15 protein-coding genes and 1 pseudogene are annotated in these 16,635 nt (G+C 72.7%); 12 read left to right on the forward strand and 4 right to left on the reverse strand.

The window, feature by feature from the left end:
* The first annotated feature begins 154 nt into the window (after positions 1–154).
* The 3 genes from WMJ97_RS07485 to WMJ97_RS07495 all read left to right on the forward strand — a co-directional run bounded on the left by WMJ97_RS07485 (position 155) and on the right by WMJ97_RS07495 (position 2,441).
* Positions 155–601, forward strand: coding sequence for a DUF5709 domain-containing protein (locus WMJ97_RS07485; protein ID WP_347348360.1), 447 nt, complete (start codon positions 155–157; stop codon positions 599–601).
* Positions 602–687: 86 nt separating this feature from the next.
* The gene (gene pip / locus WMJ97_RS07490; RefSeq protein WP_347348380.1) at positions 688–1,644 is read left to right on the forward strand and encodes a prolyl aminopeptidase; all 957 of its coding nucleotides are present in this window, start codon (positions 688–690) and stop codon (positions 1,642–1,644) included.
* Complete coding sequence (locus WMJ97_RS07495; RefSeq protein WP_347348361.1) at positions 1,641–2,441, forward strand: PIG-L family deacetylase; 801 nt, start codon at positions 1,641–1,643, stop codon at positions 2,439–2,441. Before pip ends, WMJ97_RS07495 begins: the two co-directional genes overlap by 4 nt.
* A gap of 12 nt (positions 2,442–2,453) precedes the next feature.
* On the opposite strand, the gene WMJ97_RS07500 is transcribed toward WMJ97_RS07495, so the two are convergent.
* Together WMJ97_RS07500 and WMJ97_RS07505 are read right to left on the reverse strand one after the other, a co-directional pair.
* The gene (locus tag WMJ97_RS07500; protein ID WP_347348362.1) at positions 2,454–4,439 is read right to left on the reverse strand and encodes a VWA domain-containing protein; all 1,986 of its coding nucleotides are present in this window, start codon (positions 4,437–4,439) and stop codon (positions 2,454–2,456) included.
* 72 nt (positions 4,440–4,511) lie between these two features.
* A complete protein-coding gene (locus WMJ97_RS07505) occupies positions 4,512–5,900 on the reverse strand; it encodes a magnesium chelatase (protein ID WP_347348363.1) in 1,389 nt (462 codons plus the stop codon).
* A 168-nt stretch (positions 5,901–6,068) separates the two neighbouring features.
* On the opposite strand from WMJ97_RS07505, the gene WMJ97_RS07510 reads away from it, so the two are divergent.
* The 4 genes from WMJ97_RS07510 (at position 6,069) to ybeY (ending at position 9,031) form a co-directional block, all read left to right on the forward strand.
* Complete coding sequence (locus WMJ97_RS07510) at positions 6,069–6,770, forward strand: MSMEG_4193 family putative phosphomutase (RefSeq protein WP_347348364.1); 702 nt, start codon at positions 6,069–6,071, stop codon at positions 6,768–6,770.
* Positions 6,771–6,777: 7 nt separating this feature from the next.
* Entirely contained in the window at positions 6,778–7,506 is a 729-nt protein-coding gene (locus WMJ97_RS07515) for an SCO1664 family protein (RefSeq protein WP_347348365.1), read from the forward strand.
* A 113-nt stretch (positions 7,507–7,619) separates the two neighbouring features.
* Positions 7,620–8,582, forward strand: coding sequence for a PhoH family protein (locus WMJ97_RS07520; RefSeq protein WP_347348366.1), 963 nt, complete (start codon positions 7,620–7,622; stop codon positions 8,580–8,582).
* Entirely contained in the window at positions 8,579–9,031 is a 453-nt protein-coding gene (gene ybeY / locus WMJ97_RS07525) for an rRNA maturation RNase YbeY (RefSeq protein WP_347348367.1), read from the forward strand. Before WMJ97_RS07520 ends, ybeY begins: the two co-directional genes overlap by 4 nt.
* Before the next feature lie 16 nt (positions 9,032–9,047).
* Here the strand turns inward: ybeY and WMJ97_RS07530 are convergent, their stop codons facing one another.
* Positions 9,048–9,605: a hypothetical protein gene (locus WMJ97_RS07530; protein WP_347348368.1), complete on the reverse strand. Its 558-nt coding sequence runs from the start codon at positions 9,603–9,605 to the stop codon at positions 9,048–9,050.
* A 55-nt stretch (positions 9,606–9,660) separates the two neighbouring features.
* The gene (locus tag WMJ97_RS07535; protein WP_347348369.1) at positions 9,661–10,329 is read right to left on the reverse strand and encodes a hypothetical protein; all 669 of its coding nucleotides are present in this window, start codon (positions 10,327–10,329) and stop codon (positions 9,661–9,663) included.
* Between the two features lie 148 nt (positions 10,330–10,477).
* Here WMJ97_RS07535 and WMJ97_RS07540 point away from each other — a divergent pair.
* The 5 genes and pseudogenes from WMJ97_RS07540 to WMJ97_RS07560 form a co-directional block, all read left to right on the forward strand.
* Positions 10,478–11,725, forward strand: a pseudogene (locus WMJ97_RS07540) (hemolysin family protein); the annotation flags it as partial.
* A 152-nt stretch (positions 11,726–11,877) separates the two neighbouring features.
* Positions 11,878–12,843 carry a GTPase Era gene (era, locus tag WMJ97_RS07545; protein ID WP_347348370.1) on the forward strand — a complete coding sequence of 322 codons (966 nt, stop codon included), beginning with the start codon at positions 11,878–11,880 and terminating at the stop codon, positions 12,841–12,843.
* The gene (locus WMJ97_RS07550; RefSeq protein ID WP_347348371.1) at positions 12,844–14,238 is read left to right on the forward strand and encodes a hemolysin family protein; all 1,395 of its coding nucleotides are present in this window, start codon (positions 12,844–12,846) and stop codon (positions 14,236–14,238) included.
* Entirely contained in the window at positions 14,235–15,290 is a 1,056-nt protein-coding gene (locus WMJ97_RS07555; RefSeq protein WP_347348372.1) for a hemolysin family protein, read from the forward strand. Before WMJ97_RS07550 ends, WMJ97_RS07555 begins: the two co-directional genes overlap by 4 nt.
* A 52-nt stretch (positions 15,291–15,342) precedes the next feature.
* A complete protein-coding gene (locus WMJ97_RS07560) occupies positions 15,343–16,581 on the forward strand; it encodes an FUSC family protein (protein ID WP_347348373.1) in 1,239 nt (412 codons plus the stop codon).
* The last annotated feature ends 54 nt before the right edge of the window (positions 16,582–16,635 follow it).

Here is a 16,635-nt window from a genome sequence, read left to right on the forward strand (position 1 = left end):
TGGTGGAGTACGCCGTCGCCGCCCGGCTGGTCACCGCGTCCGACCTCGAGCTCCTCCCGGACGCCTCCCGCGCCTAGCCGCGCGGGCGCGCGACGCGGTGGCGCCATCACAGGCAGAACCGCCGGTGACGTGGCAATCTAGTGCCATGACGGACATGAACGACGAGGTTGACGAGGTGGAGCAGGTCGAGGACGAGGGCGGCGAGGGCGGTCACCTCGACCAGCTGCAATCCGACGACACGCTGGTCGATCGCGGCGTGAGCGACGTCCTCGACGAGGGGTACATCGCGCCCGACAACTGGTCGCCCGGGCAGGGCTTCGGCAACACGGCCGAGGAGATGCGCCAGGGCGAGACGATCGAGCAGCGCGAGAAGCAGGAGCAGCCCGAGGTCGTGAAGGAACACGGCCCGTGGAACCCCGACGGGGAGGATCGTCAGGTCGGCAGCCAGCGCGCCGGGCGCCTCGTGGCGCCCGACCAGGGCGGCGGCGAAGACACCGAGTCCGAGAGCGTGGGGCGCGACGTCGGCATCGACGGGGGCGCGGCGTCCGCCGAGGAGGCCGCGATGCACATCTTCCACCCCGACGTGGATCCCGACGAGTGAGCCGGACGCCCGCCGCCCCGCCCACGCCGCCGTCCACGGCCCTCGCGCCCGCTCCGGCTCCGCCCGAGGAGGTCGCCGCCGGGAGCCTGCGCGGCCTCTACCCCGAGATCGAGCCGTACGCGTCCGGGATGCTCGACGTCGGTGACGGCCAGACCCTCTACTGGGAGGAGTGCGGCAACCCCGACGGCAAGCCCGCGGTCTTCGTGCACGGCGGCCCCGGCGGCGGCTGCACGCCGGCGTCCCGGCGGTTCTTCGACCCCGCGCGCTACCGCATCGTGCTCGTCGACCAGCGCAACTGCGGCCGCAGCCGGCCGTCGGCGTCCGACCCGGTCTGCGACCTGTCGGCCAACACGACCTGGCACCTGGTGGCCGACCTCGAACGCCTCCGCGAGGCGCGCGGCATCGAGCGCTGGCTGGTCTTCGGCGGCTCCTGGGGCAGCGCGCTCGCGCTCGCGTACGCCGAGCGGCACCCGGACGCCGTGAGCGAGCTGGTGCTCCGCGGCGTCTTCACGCTCCGCCGGAGCGAGCTCGACTGGTACTACAACGGCCCCGCCGGGCAGCTCGCGCCGGCGTGGCGCGAGCGCTTCCTGGAGCCGCTGGGCGGGGCGTCCTTCTCGGGGGACGCCATCGCCGCCTATCACGAGCTGCTGAGCAGCCCCGACCCGGCCGTCCACGGTCCGGCTGGCGTCGCCTGGACGACCTGGGAGGGCGCCACCTGCTCGCTGCGCTACGACGCCGAGCTGGTGGAGCACTACTCCGACCCCGCCTTCTCGCTGGCGTTCGCGCGCATCGAGAACCACTACTTCGTGCACGGGGGCTGGTTCCGCGAGGGGCAACTGCTCGCCGAGGTGGACGCCGTGCGGGCTATCCCGGCCGTGATCGTCCAGGGGTGCTACGACCTGGCGTGCCCGCCGGTGACCGCGTGGGACCTGCATCGCGCCTGGCCGGAGGCCGATTTCCGGCTGATGTTCGCCGGCCACTCGGCGTTCGAGCCGCAGATCACGCACGCCCTGATCGAGGCGACGGACGTGTTCGCCGCATGACCACGATTGCGTTCTTGCACGCCCATCCCGACGACGAGAGCTCGCAGACCGCCGGCACGATGGCGATGGCCGTCGACGCCGGCTACCGGGTGATCGTGATCTTCGCGACCGACGGCGACTTCGGCACGGCGGCGTCCGACCTGGCCGAGGGGGAGTCGGTCGCCGACCGCCGCCAGCGGGAGGCGACAGCGTCCGCCGCCGCGCTCGGGCTGCACGGCGTCCACTGGCTGGGCTACGCGGACTCGGGCATGACGGGCTGGCCGCAAAACGACGACCCGGCATGCCTCGCCCGCGCCCCGCTGGAGGAGGCGGCCCGGCGGGTCGCGGACGTCCTGGACGCCGAGGGCGCCGACGTCCTGGTCGGCTACGACTGGCACGGCAACTACGGGCATCCCGACCACGTCGCCGTGCACCGCATCGCCTACCGCGCCGCCGAGCTGGCCGCCCGGACGCCCCTGGTGCTGGAGGAGACGATGAACCGCGACGCGCTGCGCCGCCGCTACCAGGCGGCGCTCGCGGCCGGCGAAACCGAGGCCTGGGATCCCGACGCGCCCGCGGACGACGGCAACCCGGTCGGCAGCCCCGAGTCCGAGCTGAACTGGGCGGTCGACCTCGACGAGGCCTACCTCGCCCGCAAACGCGCCGCGATGACGGCCCACGCGAGCCAGACCAGCGACGTCGGCATGATGCTGCAGCTTCCGCCGGAGGTCTTCGCTGCCCAGTTCGGCGTCGAGTACTACCGGCAGGAGGGCAACACCGACCCGCTGCGGCACGCCTGGCCTTTCCCGCCGGCCTGACGGCTCAGCAGGTCAGCGGTCCCAGTCCGGGTCCCACGTGCGCCGGGCGTACAGGTACTCGCCGACGACGGCCGCCCCCAGCCCGTCGAGGTCGGGCGCGATCACGCGCCCGTCCACGCGCTCGGCGAGGTGGTCGAGGAACCGCGCGAGCCCCGGGTCGTCGCCCAGGCGGAAGAACGTCGTCTGGACGCCGCGGCGTCCGAGCTTGTCGAGCTCGGCCACGGTGAGGGCGAGCGTCCGGGGGTCGGGCGGCCAGTCGAACCAGGCGTCCCCGCCGGGCTCGAGGTGGGCGGTCGGCTCGCCGTCGGTGACGACGAGCAGCACCGGCTGCATGGTGGGGTGCTGCGCGAAGAACCGGGACGCCAGCAGCAGCGCGTGGTGCAGGTTCGTGCCCTGCTCGCGGACGGCCGCCAGCCCGGTGAGCTCGTCGATGCCGAGCGTCCGGGCGTGCAGGCCGAAGGCGACCAGGTCGAGCTGATCGCCGCGGAACCGGGTGCTGACCAGGTGATGCAGCGCCAAGGCGGTGCGCTTCATCGGCACCCAGCGCCCCTCGGCGGCCATCGAGAACGACGTGTCCACCAGCAGGGCGACCGCGGCCTGCGTCCGCGTCTCGGTCTCGGCGACCTCGACGTCGTCGATGCGCAGCCGGACGCCCGCCGCCGGGTCGCCCCCCTCGGACGCCGTCCGCAGGATCGCGTTCGTCATCGTCCGGGTCACGTCCCACGGCTGGGTGTCGCCGAACTCCCACGCCCGGGACGCCCCCGTCGCCTCGCCCGCCGCCCCGGCCAGCCGGGTGTCGCGGGCGCCCTGCCGCCCGGAGAGCTGGCGGGCGGCGTCCTTCAGCAGCGCCTTGCCGAGCTGCCGCATGGCCTGCGGGCTGAGCCGCAGATCGCCGTCGCTGCCGCGCCGCAGGTAGCCGCCGTCGCGGAGGGCGCGTTCGAGGTCGGCGAGCGTCCGGGCGGACGCCGCGGCATCGGGGCCGAGCTGGCGGGCGAGGGCGTCCAGGTCGACGTCGTCGAGGTGGGCTCCGCCGTAGCTCTGCGACAACTGCTCGGAGAGGGACTCCAGCTCGGCGACATCCTGCAGGACGCCGGTCCCGTCGCCCAGGCCCAGCCCCTCGTCGCCCGAGAACGACTGCGAGCCCGACCAGTCCTCGCCCGGACGCAGCGCCCGCAGGTTGCCGTCCAGCGCGCCGAGCGCCTCCATCAGCTCCGGCGACCCGAAGGCCTGCTGCGACAGCTCCATCAGCTCGCGCCGCTGCTCGGGCGTCATGGAGTTGAGCAGGCGCTGTCCCGCGGCGGCGCGTTGGGCGAGGGCGTCCACGAGCTCGTCGACGGTGCGCGGGTTCTCGGGGAAGAAGTCCCCGTGCCGGTCCATGAACCGCTCGAAGTCCTCCGGCGTGTCCTCGCCACGGCGGTGCTTGGCGAGCAGGTCGTTCAGGTCGCGGAGCATCTCCGAGATGGCCGCGCGGTCGGCGTCCGTGGCGCCCTCGAGGGCCTGCTTCATGCCGGCGAACCGCTGGTCGAGCAACTCCCGCCCGAGCAGGTCCTTGATCTTGTCGTAGCTCTGCCGGGCCTGAGGGGACTGCCAGTCGTACGTCCCGAGTTCGCTCACCGCGGCCGCCGTCGACGGCGGCAGGTTGCCGAGCCGGAACTCCCGGAAATCCCGGTCGGCGTCGTCCATCAGCGCGTCGCGCGCGAGTTGCTTGCGCTCGGCGAGCACGGCCTCGTCGAGCAGCTTCTTGACCTCGTCCATCGTCCCGTCGAGGCGGTGGCTGCGCAGCAACTCCGTGCGGCGGCGGTTGACGCGCTGGGCGAGGTCGTCGAGCCCGTCGCGGTTCCGGCCGCCGCGCCGCAGGTACTCGCGCAGCGCGCGCTCGGGGGAGTAGCCGGCCATGACGTCCTCCCCGATGGCCGCCAGCGCCTCCGAGAGGTCCACCGGCGGCGCGAGCGGGTCGGGGCCGTCGACGTAGCGGCCGTAGCGTGATCGGTGGGCCATGGCGTCCCTCCTTGTCATAGGGCCGGCGGACGCCGCGGCGCGTCGCCGCGGCCGCGCGCGTCGGCCGGTGGTTCAGCCGTAGATGGTCTCCCCGTCGCCGGTGTCCTTGGAGATCTTGCGGGCCAGGTACAGGCCCTCCAGCGCCAGCTCGATCGCGGAGGCGCGTCGCCCGTCGCCGTCGGCGTCGAACCGCGCGGCGATCTCGTCGTAGAGGCCGGACTCGCCGAGCGACGGCAGGCCGGTGAGGAACTCCAGCGCGGTCACCTGCTCGCCGGTGACGATCGTCGTCCGGCCGTCGAGCGCCTCGATGAGCGGGGCCATGTCGAGGCCGCGGAAGTGGACGCGGACCGTCTCCGCCTCCGCCGTCCGCAGCAGGTGGGTGAGGATGTCGCCCTTCCGGTCCTCCTCCCCGGACTCGAACTCGACCTTGCCCGAGAGCACCTCCACCGCGGCGTCCAGGTCGACGACGCGGGCGACGGCGTCCGGCTCACCCCGGACGGTCGCGCGATGCAGCGCGGCCGCCGCGACGGTCTCCGCGCCGGCGATCGAGAAGCGCGCGGAGACGCCGGAGCGCTGGTTGACGGCCGCGGACGTCCGCAGCGCGCGCGTGAAGCGGGCCAGGATCTCCAGCAGCGAGTCGGGCACCTCGGCGACCAGCGTCGCCTCCTGCCGGATCACAGCGATCTCGTCGGCCAGCTCCAGCGGGTAGTGGGTGCGGATCTCGGCGCCGAAGCGGTCCTTCAGCGGGGTGATGATGCGGCCGCGGTTCGTGTAGTCCTCCGGGTTCGCGGACGCCACGACCAGCACGTCGAGCGGCAGCCGCAGCAGGTAGCCGCGGATCTGGATGTCGCGCTCCTCCATCACGTTGAGCATCGCGACCTGGATGCGCTCGGCGAGGTCGGGCAGCTCGTTGATCGCGACGATGCCGCGATGGCTGCGGGGGATGAGGCCGAAGTGGATCGTCTCCGGGTCGCCGAGCCGGCGTCCCTCGGCGACGCGCATCGGGTCGACGTCGCCGATGAGGTCGGCCACCGACGTGTCGGGCGTGGCCAGCTTCTCGGCGTAGCGCTCGCTGCGGTGCCGCCACACGACGGGCAGGTCGTCGCCCTCGGCGGCGACGCGGGCGCGGGAGGCGTCCGTGATCGGCTCGAACGGGTGCTCGTTCAGCTCGGAGCCGGCGATCGCCGGGCTCCACTCGTCGAGCAGCCCCGGCAGCGTGCGCAGCAGGCGCGTCTTGCCCTGCCCGCGCTCGCCCAGCAGGACGACGTCGTGCCCGGCGATCAGGGCCCGCTCGAGCTGGGGGAGAACCGTCTTGTCGAAGCCGTGGATGCCCGGCCACGGGTTCTCGCCGTTCGCCAGCCTCGCGAGCAGGTTGTCGCGGATCTCCACGCGCAGGGGCTTGTAGGAATGGCCGGTCGCCTTGAGTTCGCCGGCCGTGCTGATCAGGGGGCGCTCGCTCACGCGCCCAAAATAACCCCCCGCGACAAGCGTCTCAGCCTCCGAAAGGGGGCCGGGCAGGGCCACCCTGCGCGGGAATAGGCGTGCGGGGGGCGCGGAGGCGTCCGCCGCGACGGTCACGACGGCGGACGCCTCCGGGCAGCGCCCCACCGGCGGGTACGCTCGGCCTCGATGACGACCGCGAAGCCCACGCTCGTGCTGCTCGTCCGGCACGGCGTCACGCCGACCACCGGCCAGGTGCTCCCCGGCCGGGCCCCCGGCCTGCACCTGTCCGACGCCGGGCGCGCCCAGGCGGAGAAGGCCGCCAAGCGCCTGGCGGCCCTGCCGCTGGCCGCGCTGTACACCTCTCCCCTCGAACGTGCCCGCGAGACCGCCGCCCCGACCGCGCAGCGGTCCGGGCTGGAGCCGATCGTCGACGAGGGCCTCCTCGAATGCGACTTCGGCGACTGGACCGGCGGCTCGCTCGCCGAGCTCGCGAAACTCCCCGAGTGGGACGCCGTGCAGAAGACCCCGTCGCAGTTCCGCTTCCCCGGCGGCGAGAGCTTCGCCGAGATGCAGGACCGCATCGTCGGCGCGCTCGCGCGGATCCGGGACGCCCACCCCGGCCAGGTCGTCGCCTGCTTCAGCCACGCCGACCCGATCAAGGCCGCCCTCGCCGACGCCCTCGCGACGCCGCTCGATGCGTTCCAACGCCTCTGGGTCGACCCGGCGTCCGTGTCGGCCATCGCCTACGCCGCCGACGGGACGGTCGGCGTCCTGAGGACGAACTCCACCGCCGGCACCCTGCGGGGCCTCCTTCCGCCGGACGCCGCCGGCCAGCCCGACGCCCAGCCGACGCCTGAGGCGTCCGAGGCGTCCGAGGCGTCCGCGTGAGGCGATCGTGAGCGCTGAACCGTTTCCGCGCGGCGACCTCGCCGACGAACTCGACCTGCTCGCGACCGGGCGCGTCGAGATCGTCGGGCGCATCCCGGGCAGCAGCAACGCGACGTTCGCGGTGCTGCTGACCGCCGGCCCCCGCGAGTGGTTCGCCGTCTACAAGCCCGAGGCGGGGGAGCGCCCCCTGTGGGACTTCGAACCCGGCCTCTACAAGCGCGAACGCGCCGCCTTCCTGCTGAGCGAGCACCTCGGCTGGGGCCTCGTGCCGCCGACGGTCGTCCGCGAGGACGCCCCCGTCGGCGTCGGCTCGCTGCAGTGGTACATCGAGGCGGACGCCGAGCACTACTTCACCCTGCGCGAGGGCGCCCCCGAGTCGGAGTCCGTGATGCGACGCGTCGCCCTCTTCGACTACGTGAGCAACAACACCGACCGCAAGTCGGGCCACGTCCTGCGGGACGCCGACGGGCGCGTTTGGGCGATCGACCACGGCCTGTGCTTCGCGGCCGAGTACAAGCTGCGGACCGTCATCTGGGACTTCGCCGGCCAACCGGTCCCCGGCGACCTCCTGGACGCCGTCGCCCCCCTCGCCGACGGCGTCCCCGACGAGCTGGCGGCCCTGCTCAGCGGGCGCGAGGTGCGCGCTCTGCGCCACCGCGTCCGCCGGCTGCTGGAGGAGCCGCTCTTCCCCGCCGACCTCACCGGCGGCTACGGCTACCCGTGGCCGCTGGTGTGACCGGACGCCTGCCCGGAAGCTCCGCGGGCCCCCCGGCGTTACACTGGGCGAGTCCATCGAGGAGGAACACCCTGACTACCACGAACACCCTTCCCGCAACGCGGCGGATCACGATGCCGGCGTCCATTCAGATGGTGAATGTGCTGGGCCCGCGTGACGAATTCCTCGACATCCTCGAGCGCGAGCTCGCCGCCGACATCCACGTGCGCGGCAACGAGGTCACCTTCACCGGCGAGGCCGCCGACGTCGCCCGCGCGGCGGACGTGCTGACGGAGCTGATCACGATCGTCCGCACGGGGCAGGGCCTCACGGCGGACGCCGTCGAGCGGGTCATCGGCATGACCGGCAACCCCGACGCGCCCCACCCGGCCGAGGTGCTCACCCAAGACATCCTGTCGAGCCGCGGCCGCACGATCCGGCCCAAGACGCTCAACCAGAAGCGCTACGTCGACGCCATCGACGCCCACACCGTCGTGTTCGGCATCGGCCCCGCGGGCACCGGCAAGACCTACCTGGCGATGGCGAAGGCCGTCCAGGCGCTGCAGGCCAAAGAGGTCAACCGCATCATCCTGACCCGCCCGGCGATCGAGGCGGGCGAGCGGCTCGGGTTCCTGCCCGGCACGCTCAGCGACAAGATCGACCCCTACCTGCGGCCGCTGTACGACGCGCTGCACGACATGGTGGACGCCGACTCGGTGCCGAAGCTGCTCACCGCCGGCACGATCGAGGTCGCCCCGCTGGCCTACATGCGCGGGCGCACGCTCAACGACGCGTTCATCATCCTCGACGAGGCGCAGAACACGTCGATGGAGCAGATGAAGATGTTCCTGACGCGGCTCGGCTTCAACAGCAAGATGGTCGTCACCGGCGACGTGACGCAGGTCGACCTGCCCGGCGGGCAGAAGTCGGGGCTGCGCGAGGTGCAGGGCATCCTCGACGGCGTGCCCGACATCGCGTTCTGCCAGCTCACCAACCACGACGTCGTCCGGCACCGCCTCGTCGGCCGCATCGTCGCCGCGTACGACCGCTACGAGGCCGGCGAGCCGGGCCGGCCGCACCGGGAGGGACGCCGATGATCGACCTGAACAACGAGTCGGGGGAGGCGGTCGACGAGCAGCGGCTCGTGCAGCTCGGCCGGTTCGCGCTCGACGAGCTGCGCATCCACCCGCAGTCGGAGCTCTCGATCCTGCTGGTCGACGAGCAGACCATGACCGACTACCACGTCCGGTTCATGGGGCTGCCCGGCCCGACCGACGTCCTGTCGTTCCCGATGGATGAGCTGCGGCCGCCGTCCGACGACGACGAGCCGCCCGAGGGGCTGCTGGGCGACATCGTCCTGTGCCCGAGGGTGACCGCCGCCCAGGCGGCCGAGAACGGCCGGACGCCGGAGGGTGAGGCCGACTACCTGCTCGTCCACGGCATCCTGCACCTGCTCGGCTTCGATCACGCCGAGGAAGGCGAGAAGAAGGTCATGTTCGACCTGAACGACCGCATCATCGCCGCCTGGGACGCCTCGCGCGCCTGAGCGCGCGGGCGGCGTCCTACTTGAACGCGATCTTCTCGGCGGTCGCGGCGATGGCGGCGCGCGACGGGTCGTTGCTGTTCGGCCCGGCGACGAACAGGACGTACCCGGGCCGCGCGGTGAGGTACTGGAGTTCGCCGGTGCCCTCGGCCTTGTCCTGCAGCGTGAGCACCACGGCGTCCTGCCCGCCGACCTTCGCGGGCTTCTGCGAGAGCACGTCCATGGTGCCGTCGGCCTTGGCGTCGGCCACGTACTGCTTGACGAACGACGCCAGCTCGGGGTGGTCCGCCTTCACGGTGTAGACGGTCACGGTGGAGCCCTCGTCGTCCTGGAAGTACGCCTGCAGCGTCGCGTCCTGATCGAAGGACGCGGCGTTCTCCTGCGTCCGGTCGGCGTAGCCGTCCGGCCCGGTCACGCTGAACCCCTCCCGGTCGAGCGTCGCGCCCGGACCGTTCGTGGGCGTCGCCTCGGACGCGGCGGCGGCCGTCGGAGCCGGGGTCGAGGGGGTGGCGGCCGAGCAGCCGGCGAGCGTCAGGACGCAGCCGGCGGCGGCGAGAGTGAAGAGCAGTCGGGACACGCCTCCACGCTATTGCCCCGGCCGGGGCAACAGCGGAGGCGTCCGGGGCGTGTCGTCAGCGGCGCACCAAGGTGAGGCCCTGCAACACGCGCGTGAACACGTCGCGGTCCAGCGGGCGTCCCTCTGCCATGTGCATCGCGGTGTAGAGGCGCCCGTTGGCGACCCACAGGTAATGCTCCGACTTCAGCTCGCCCTCGGCGCACGTCACCCCGGACGCCTTCTGCCCGGCGATCGTCCGGTCGGGTGCCTTCGCGCCGGACGGGCAGCCGCCGAGCAGCAACTCCTCGAGGGCCGCGGTGGCGTCGGCCGGCTTCTTGCCGGTGGCCTTGGACGCCTCGACGCGCACGATGTCCAGGTTGCCGTCGGAGCCCTTCTCGATCTGGGCGCGCCACTGGGACGCCGTGTCGCGCTGCGCGGTGTTCTCGCGCCAGTTCGGCGGGACGACCAGGCGGAACGCCGGGCGCGCGACCGCCTTCGCGGCCGCCGGCGTGGTGGGCTTCGCGGTGGGGGACGCCGCCGTCCCGGTCGGCGTCGGGGTCGCGGTGGTCGTCGCGGGGGCGGTCGGGGTCTGCTCGGTCGGCGTGGTCGCCGGCATGGAGGGAGCCGCGGACGCCGTCGGCGACGCGTCCGTGGTGGGCGCCGACGTGGGGGTGGCGGTGGACGTCGCCTGGCACGCGGCCAGCAGCGGGAGGACGAGGGCCGCGAGAGCTAGTCGTGAACGCATGTCAGCAATGTAAGCGACACCGCGTCCGGAGTTGCGGCGGCGCTCCGGGCGCTCGACACCGCCCACGGGTGGAGGCTGCGTGGAGGCTGTCGGCTCCGACCCCTAGACTGGGCGGCATTGATCGCCGTCCCGAAAGCTGTGGATGATCCTGACAGAAGAGAACTGGGTCCAACTGGCCGTCGCCGTCGTGTGCCTGATCATCGGTGGGTTCCTGACGGCCGCCGAGGCCGCGCTCGCGTCGTTCAGCAAGTCGCGGGCTGAGGGGCTCGTGAAAGAGGGGGCGCGCGGGGCCGACAAGCTGCTGCTGATCGTGCAGGATCCGGCGCCCACGCTGAACTCGGCGATGCTCCTGCGCGTGCTCGCCGAGGTGAGCGCGATCGTGCTGACCGCCCTCGTGGTGTTCGAGCACGTCGCGCAAGACGCGCAGAGGCTCGCCCTCACCATCGGCATCATGATGGTCGCCTCCTTCATCCTGCTCGGGGTCTCCCCGCGCACGCTCGGCCGGCAGAAGGCCGACGTGATCGCGCTGCGGGCGGCCGGGCCGTTGTCCCTGCTGACGACGGTGTTCGGGCCGATCAGCAAGCTGCTGATCCTCATCGGCAACGCGCTCACCCCGGGCCGCGGGTTCACCGACGGGCCGTTCACGTCGGAGGCCGACCTGCGCGAGATGGTCGACATGGCGGAGGCGTCCGACCTGATCGAGGCGCGCGAGCGCAAGATGATCCATTCGGTGTTCGACCTCGGCGACACGATCGTGAAAGAGGTCATGGTGCCGCGCACCGAGATGGTCTACATCGAGGCCGGCAAGACCCTGCGGCAAGGGCTGTCGCTCGCGCTGCGCTCGGGCTTCAGCCGCATCCCCGTGATCGGGGAGGATGTGGACGATGTGCTCGGCATCCTCTACCTCAAAGACGTGATCCGCCGCAGCTACGACAACCCCCGGAGCCAGTCCGACGAGCAGGTCGAGTCGCTCATGCGCAAGCCGACCTTCTGCCCCGATTCGAAGCCGGTGGACGCGCTGCTGCGCGAGATGCAGCTCACCCACAGCCACGTGGTCATCGTCGTCGACGAGTTCGGCGGCACCGCCGGCCTCGCGACGATCGAAGACATTCTGGAGGAGATCGTGGGCGAGATCGTCGACGAGTACGACTCCGAGATCGCGCCCGCCACCGAGCTGGCCGACGGGCGGTTCCGGGTGAGTTCCCGCCTGCCCGTCGACGACCTCGGCGAGCTGTTCGGGCTCGACGTCGACGACGAAGACGTCGACACCGTGCTCGGCCTCATGGCGAAGCTGCTCAACAAGATCCCGATCCCCGGATCCGTCGTGGAGTGGGAGGGCCTCGAGCTCGTCGCCGAGCGGGCGTCCGGACGGCGGCACTCGATCCAGACCGTGCTCGCCGGCCGCATCACCGACGACGACCACCCGGCCGACGCCGGGGTGGACGCGACGGTCGAGCTGGCCGCCGAGTCGGGGGCCAAGGCGTTCGGCAAGGGCGGTCTGAGCAGGCCGGTCGCCGCCGACGCCGCGTCCGAGAAGGCGGGGGAGCGATGAGCGCCGTGCCGCCGCCGGCCTCCCCGGCGTCCCCGAGCTTCCCCGAGGGTTTCCGCTCGGGCTTCGCGTGCTTCGTCGGCCGCCCGAACGCGGGCAAGTCGACGCTGACGAACGCGATCGTGGGGCAGAAGATCGCCATCACGTCGAGCAAGCCGCAGACCACGCGGCACGTCATCCGGGGCGTCCTGAGCAGGCCGGACGCCCAGCTCATCCTCGTCGACACGCCCGGCCTGCACCGGCCGCGGACGCTGCTGGGCGAGCGACTGAACGACCTGGTCCACGAGACGTGGGCCGAGGTGGACGTCATCGGCGTCTGCCTGCCCGCGAGCCAGCGGATCGGGCCGGGGGACACGTACCTCGTCCGCGAGATCGCGGAGCTGCCGCGGCGTCCGAAGCTGATCGCGCTGGCGACCAAGTCCGACCTGGTGAGCCCGGTGCGGATGGCCGAGCACCTCGTGCGCATCCAGAAGATGGAGGAGGAGCTGGGGATCCGCTGGGAGGCGATGATCCCGGTGTCGGCGGTCGCCGGCGACCAGGTCGACGACGTGACCGACGAGATCGTGAAGCTGCTGCCCGAGGGGCCACCCCTGTACCCCGAGGACGCGCTGACCGACGAGTCCGACGAGACGCGGGTCGCCGAGCTGATCCGCGAGGCGGCGCTGGAGGGCGTCCGCGACGAGCTGCCGCACTCGATCGCCGTCGTCATCGACGAGATGGGGCTGCGCGAGGGGCGTCCGGAGAACAAGCCGCTCATGGACATTTACGCGTCGATCGTCGTCGAGCGCGACTCGCAGAAGGGCATCATCATCGGCCACAAGGGCGCGCGCCTGCGGGAGGTCGGGGCGGACGCCCGCGCGCAGATCAACGCGCTGCTCGGCATGCCGAGCTACCTGTCGCTCAAGGTGAAGGTGATGAAGGACTGGCAGCGCGACCCCAAGCAACTCAACCGGCTGGGGTTCTGAGTGGGAACGGCGCTCTCACTGACGGTCGGCGTCCTGGTGGTGCTCGGCATCACGGCCTTCACCGCCTACTTCGTGGCGCAGGAGTTCGCCTACGTCGCGGTCGACCGCTCCCAACTCGGGGGGCGGGCGTCCGGCGGCGACGAGCGGGCGGCGAAGACGCTGGAGATCACGCGTCGGACGTCCTTTCTGCTGTCGGGGGCGCAACTGGGCATCACGGTGACGGGGCTGCTCGTGGGGTACGTCGCGGAGCCGCTGATCGGCGAATCGCTCGCGGCTCTCGTGGGCGGGGAGAACCCGACCGCGGTCGCCATGACCGCGGGCGCCGCCGTCGCGCTGCTGTTCTCGACGCTGGTGCAGATGCTGTTCGGCGAACTGCTGCCGAAGAACTACGCCATCGCGCGGTCGGCCGAGGTCGCCGACGCGCTGACGCCGTCGACGGGGCTCTACCTCAAGATCTTCGGGCCCCTGATCTGGGTCTTCGACAAGGCCGCGGAGCTGCTGCTGCGCTCGTTGCGGATCGAGCCGGTGCACGACGTGGAGAGCGCCGCCTCGGCCACCGACCTGGAACGGGTCGTGGCGTCGTCGAGGGCGGGCGGCACGCTGCCGCCGGAGCTCTCGCTCATCCTCGACCGCGTGATCGACTTCCCGCGGCGCAACGCGGGGCATGCGATGATCCCGCGCGTGGACGTCGGCGTCCTGCGGGAGGGCGACACGGTGGCCGAGGCGCGCACCCTCATGGCCACCGGGCACACGCGCTACCCGGTGCTCGACGCGGACGAACGCGTCGTCGGCGTCGCGCACCTGCTGGACGTGCTCGAGGCCGAAGAGCCGGAGGCGTCCGTCGCCACAGTCGCGCGCGCGGGGCTGATCCTGCCCGCGACGGTGAGCCTGCCGGAGGCGTCCGCGCGGTTGCAGAGCGACGGGGAGGATCTGGCCTGCGTCGTCGACGAGTACGGCAGCCTCATCGGCATCGTGACGCGGGAGGATCTCGTCGAGGAGATCGTCGGCGAGCTGTTCGACGAGCACGACCCCGAGGGGGACCTCGCCCAGCCCGTGGGCGCCGACGGCGCCTGGGAGATGGCGGGCGCCGTCCACGTGGACGAGGTCGAGCGCATCATCGGGCTCGACCTGCCCAAGGGCGACTACCAGACGATCGCCGGCCTGGTCATCAAGGAGTTCGGGGACCTGCCGGGCGTGGGCGACACCGTCGACGTGCTGATCGAGCCGGACGCCGCCGCCCTCGCCCTCGACGAGGACGCCCCCGCGCGGCTGGTCCGGATCGAGGTCCTGGAGATCGGGCGGCACGTGCCGGGCCGGGTGCGGCTGACGCTGCCCGAACCGCCAGGGGAGGACGGGACGCCCGAGGCCCGGCCCGCGGCAGGGGAGGCGTCGTGATCGCGCTCGAGTCAGGGCCGGGCGGCTGGGCCGTCGTCGGGTGGACGGTGGTCATCGTCGGGCTCAGCGCCTTCTTCGTCGCGACCGAGTTCGCGCTCATGGCCGCCAAGCCGCACCGGCTCGAACAGCGGGCGGGGTCGGCGGCCGGCCGGGCGGCGATCAAGAACTCCGCGGAGCTGACGCTGCTGCTCGCCGGGTCGCAGTTGGGCATCACGATCTGCACGCTGGCGCTGGGCGCCGTGACGAAGCCGGCCGTGCATCACGCGCTGATGCCGCTGCTGGCCTTCACCGGGCTCCCCGAGGCGGCGGCCGACGTCGTCGCGTTCGTGCTGGCACTCCTGCTCGTGACCTTCCTGCACCTCGTGGTCGGGGAGATGGCGCCGAAGTCGTGGGCGATCGCGCACCCGGAGGACTCGTCGGTGCTGCTCGCCCTGCCGATGCGCGCGTTCATGTGGCTGGCGCGGCCCCTGCTCGTCGGCATGAACGCGGCCGCCAACTGGCTGGTGCGCCGCGCCGGGGCCGAGCCGGTGGACGACCGCGCCGAGCGTCAGGACCCCTCGGGGCTCCGCGCGCTCATCGAGCATTCGGCGAACATCGGCGCGCTGGACGCCTACTACCGCGAGCCCCTCACGCAGGTGCTCGTGCTGCGCGAGCGGACGGCCGGCGACATGGTTCCCCCGGAGCAGGAGGTCGCGGCGGTCGGGCTGGACGCGACGCTCGCCGACGTCCAGCAGACCACCCGGCGCACCCGCCACCTGCGGGTGCTGGTGCGCGACGGTGACCGCACCGAGGGCGTCGTGCACGTGCGCGACACCCTCGCCGCCGACGACCTGAGCCGCCCGGCGCTGGAGGTGGCCCGCGACCCGGTCCGCGTCGCGGCGGACGCCCCGCTGACCACCGCGCTGGCGCGCCTGTCCCAGGCGCACGCCCAGCTCGCCATCGTGACCGACGGCGGACGGGAGGTCGGCGTCCTCAGCCTGGAGGACGTGTTGCCCGGCCTGATGCCCTCCGCGTTCGTCGGCGCTCCCGACGGCGGGACGCCGCGCGGCTGACGCGCGGTGGGCACGCCGCGGCCGCGGCGCGCCGCGGGAGGAGAATGTCCTAGTGAAACACTCCCGGCCCGATATCGACGCCCGTCGCGCGCGGCTGTTCGTCACCAGCTTCCTGCGGCAGGGCTGGCTGCGCGTCCGCGGCTCGTTCGTCCCGATCCTGCAGTCGGCGGTCGGCGCCGCGCTGGCGTGGTTCATCGCGCACGACCTGTTGGGGCGTCCCGACCCGATGTTCGCCCCGATCGCCACGTGGGTGTGCCTGGGGTTCAAGCTCGACCGGGTTCCGCGCAAGGTCGCCGAGCTGGGCGCGGGAGCGACGCTCGGCGTCCTGGTCGGGGAGGCGTTCACGCTGGTGTTTCAGGCGGGCGCCTGGCAGATCTTCGTCGTGCTGGTCGTGTCGGCGCTGCTCGGACGGTTCTTGGACCGCGGAGACCTGTTCACGATCCAGTCGGGGGTGAACGGCATCGTGGTGCTCGCCATGACGGTGTACGCGGCGACGGCGTCCGGGGGGACGACGACGCCGGCGGGCCGCGGGAGCGACGCGCTCGTCGGGTCGCTCGTCGCCTTCGTGTTCGCCGTGCTGATGCCGCGGCACCCCACCGAACGCCCGCGGCGCTACGCCGCGAACGCGCTCACCGAGTTCGCCCGGACGCTCGAGATGCTGGCCCACGGGCTGAAGACCGCCGACGTCGAGGAGATCCAGGAGGCCGCCCTAGCCCACCGCTCCTTGCGCCGCGTCATGGACACCTGGGAGCAGACGCTCGTCACCGCCCGCGAGGTGGTGAACCTGAACCCGACGCTGCGGCGCGAGCGTCCGGTCACGCGCGAACTCGACCGGCTCTACCGGCTCGCGCGCCGCGCCGACCGGAGCGCGATGATGCTGAACCGCCAGTCGCTCGGCATGTCGGAGGAGGTCGGGCGCATCCCGGTGCTCGGCGGGCTGATCGCCGACACGGCGGTCGCCATGCGCGCGATCGTGGACGCCGTCCGCGCCTGGGAACGGCCGACCCGTGCCCAGGAACTGCTGAAGGACGTCGCCCGCCGCTCCGACCCGACGCTGATGACCCACCGGGAGGGGTGGCGCCCGGTGGCCCTCATGTCGCTGCAGCGGGCGCTGGTCGTCGACCTGCTGCAGATGACCGGCCTCTCGCGCGCCCAGGCGCGCGCCCTGCTGCCGGAGAGCCAGGGGCGTCCCTTCGCCGTGGACGCCCCCATCCCGCCCGACCGCAGCGACGACGCGACGTCGATCCTGTGGGGCGTCCGGATGTATCCCAAGCCGGACGCCGAGCGCTGAACGGCCGGCGGCCGCGCCCCGGGCGTGGCGGTGGGGAGTCACTCCATGAGGTCG

Origin of the sequence: Nigerium sp., from assembly GCF_039811905.1 — a bacterium.
Taxonomy (GTDB): Bacteria; Actinomycetota; Actinomycetes; order Propionibacteriales; family Propionibacteriaceae; genus Propioniciclava.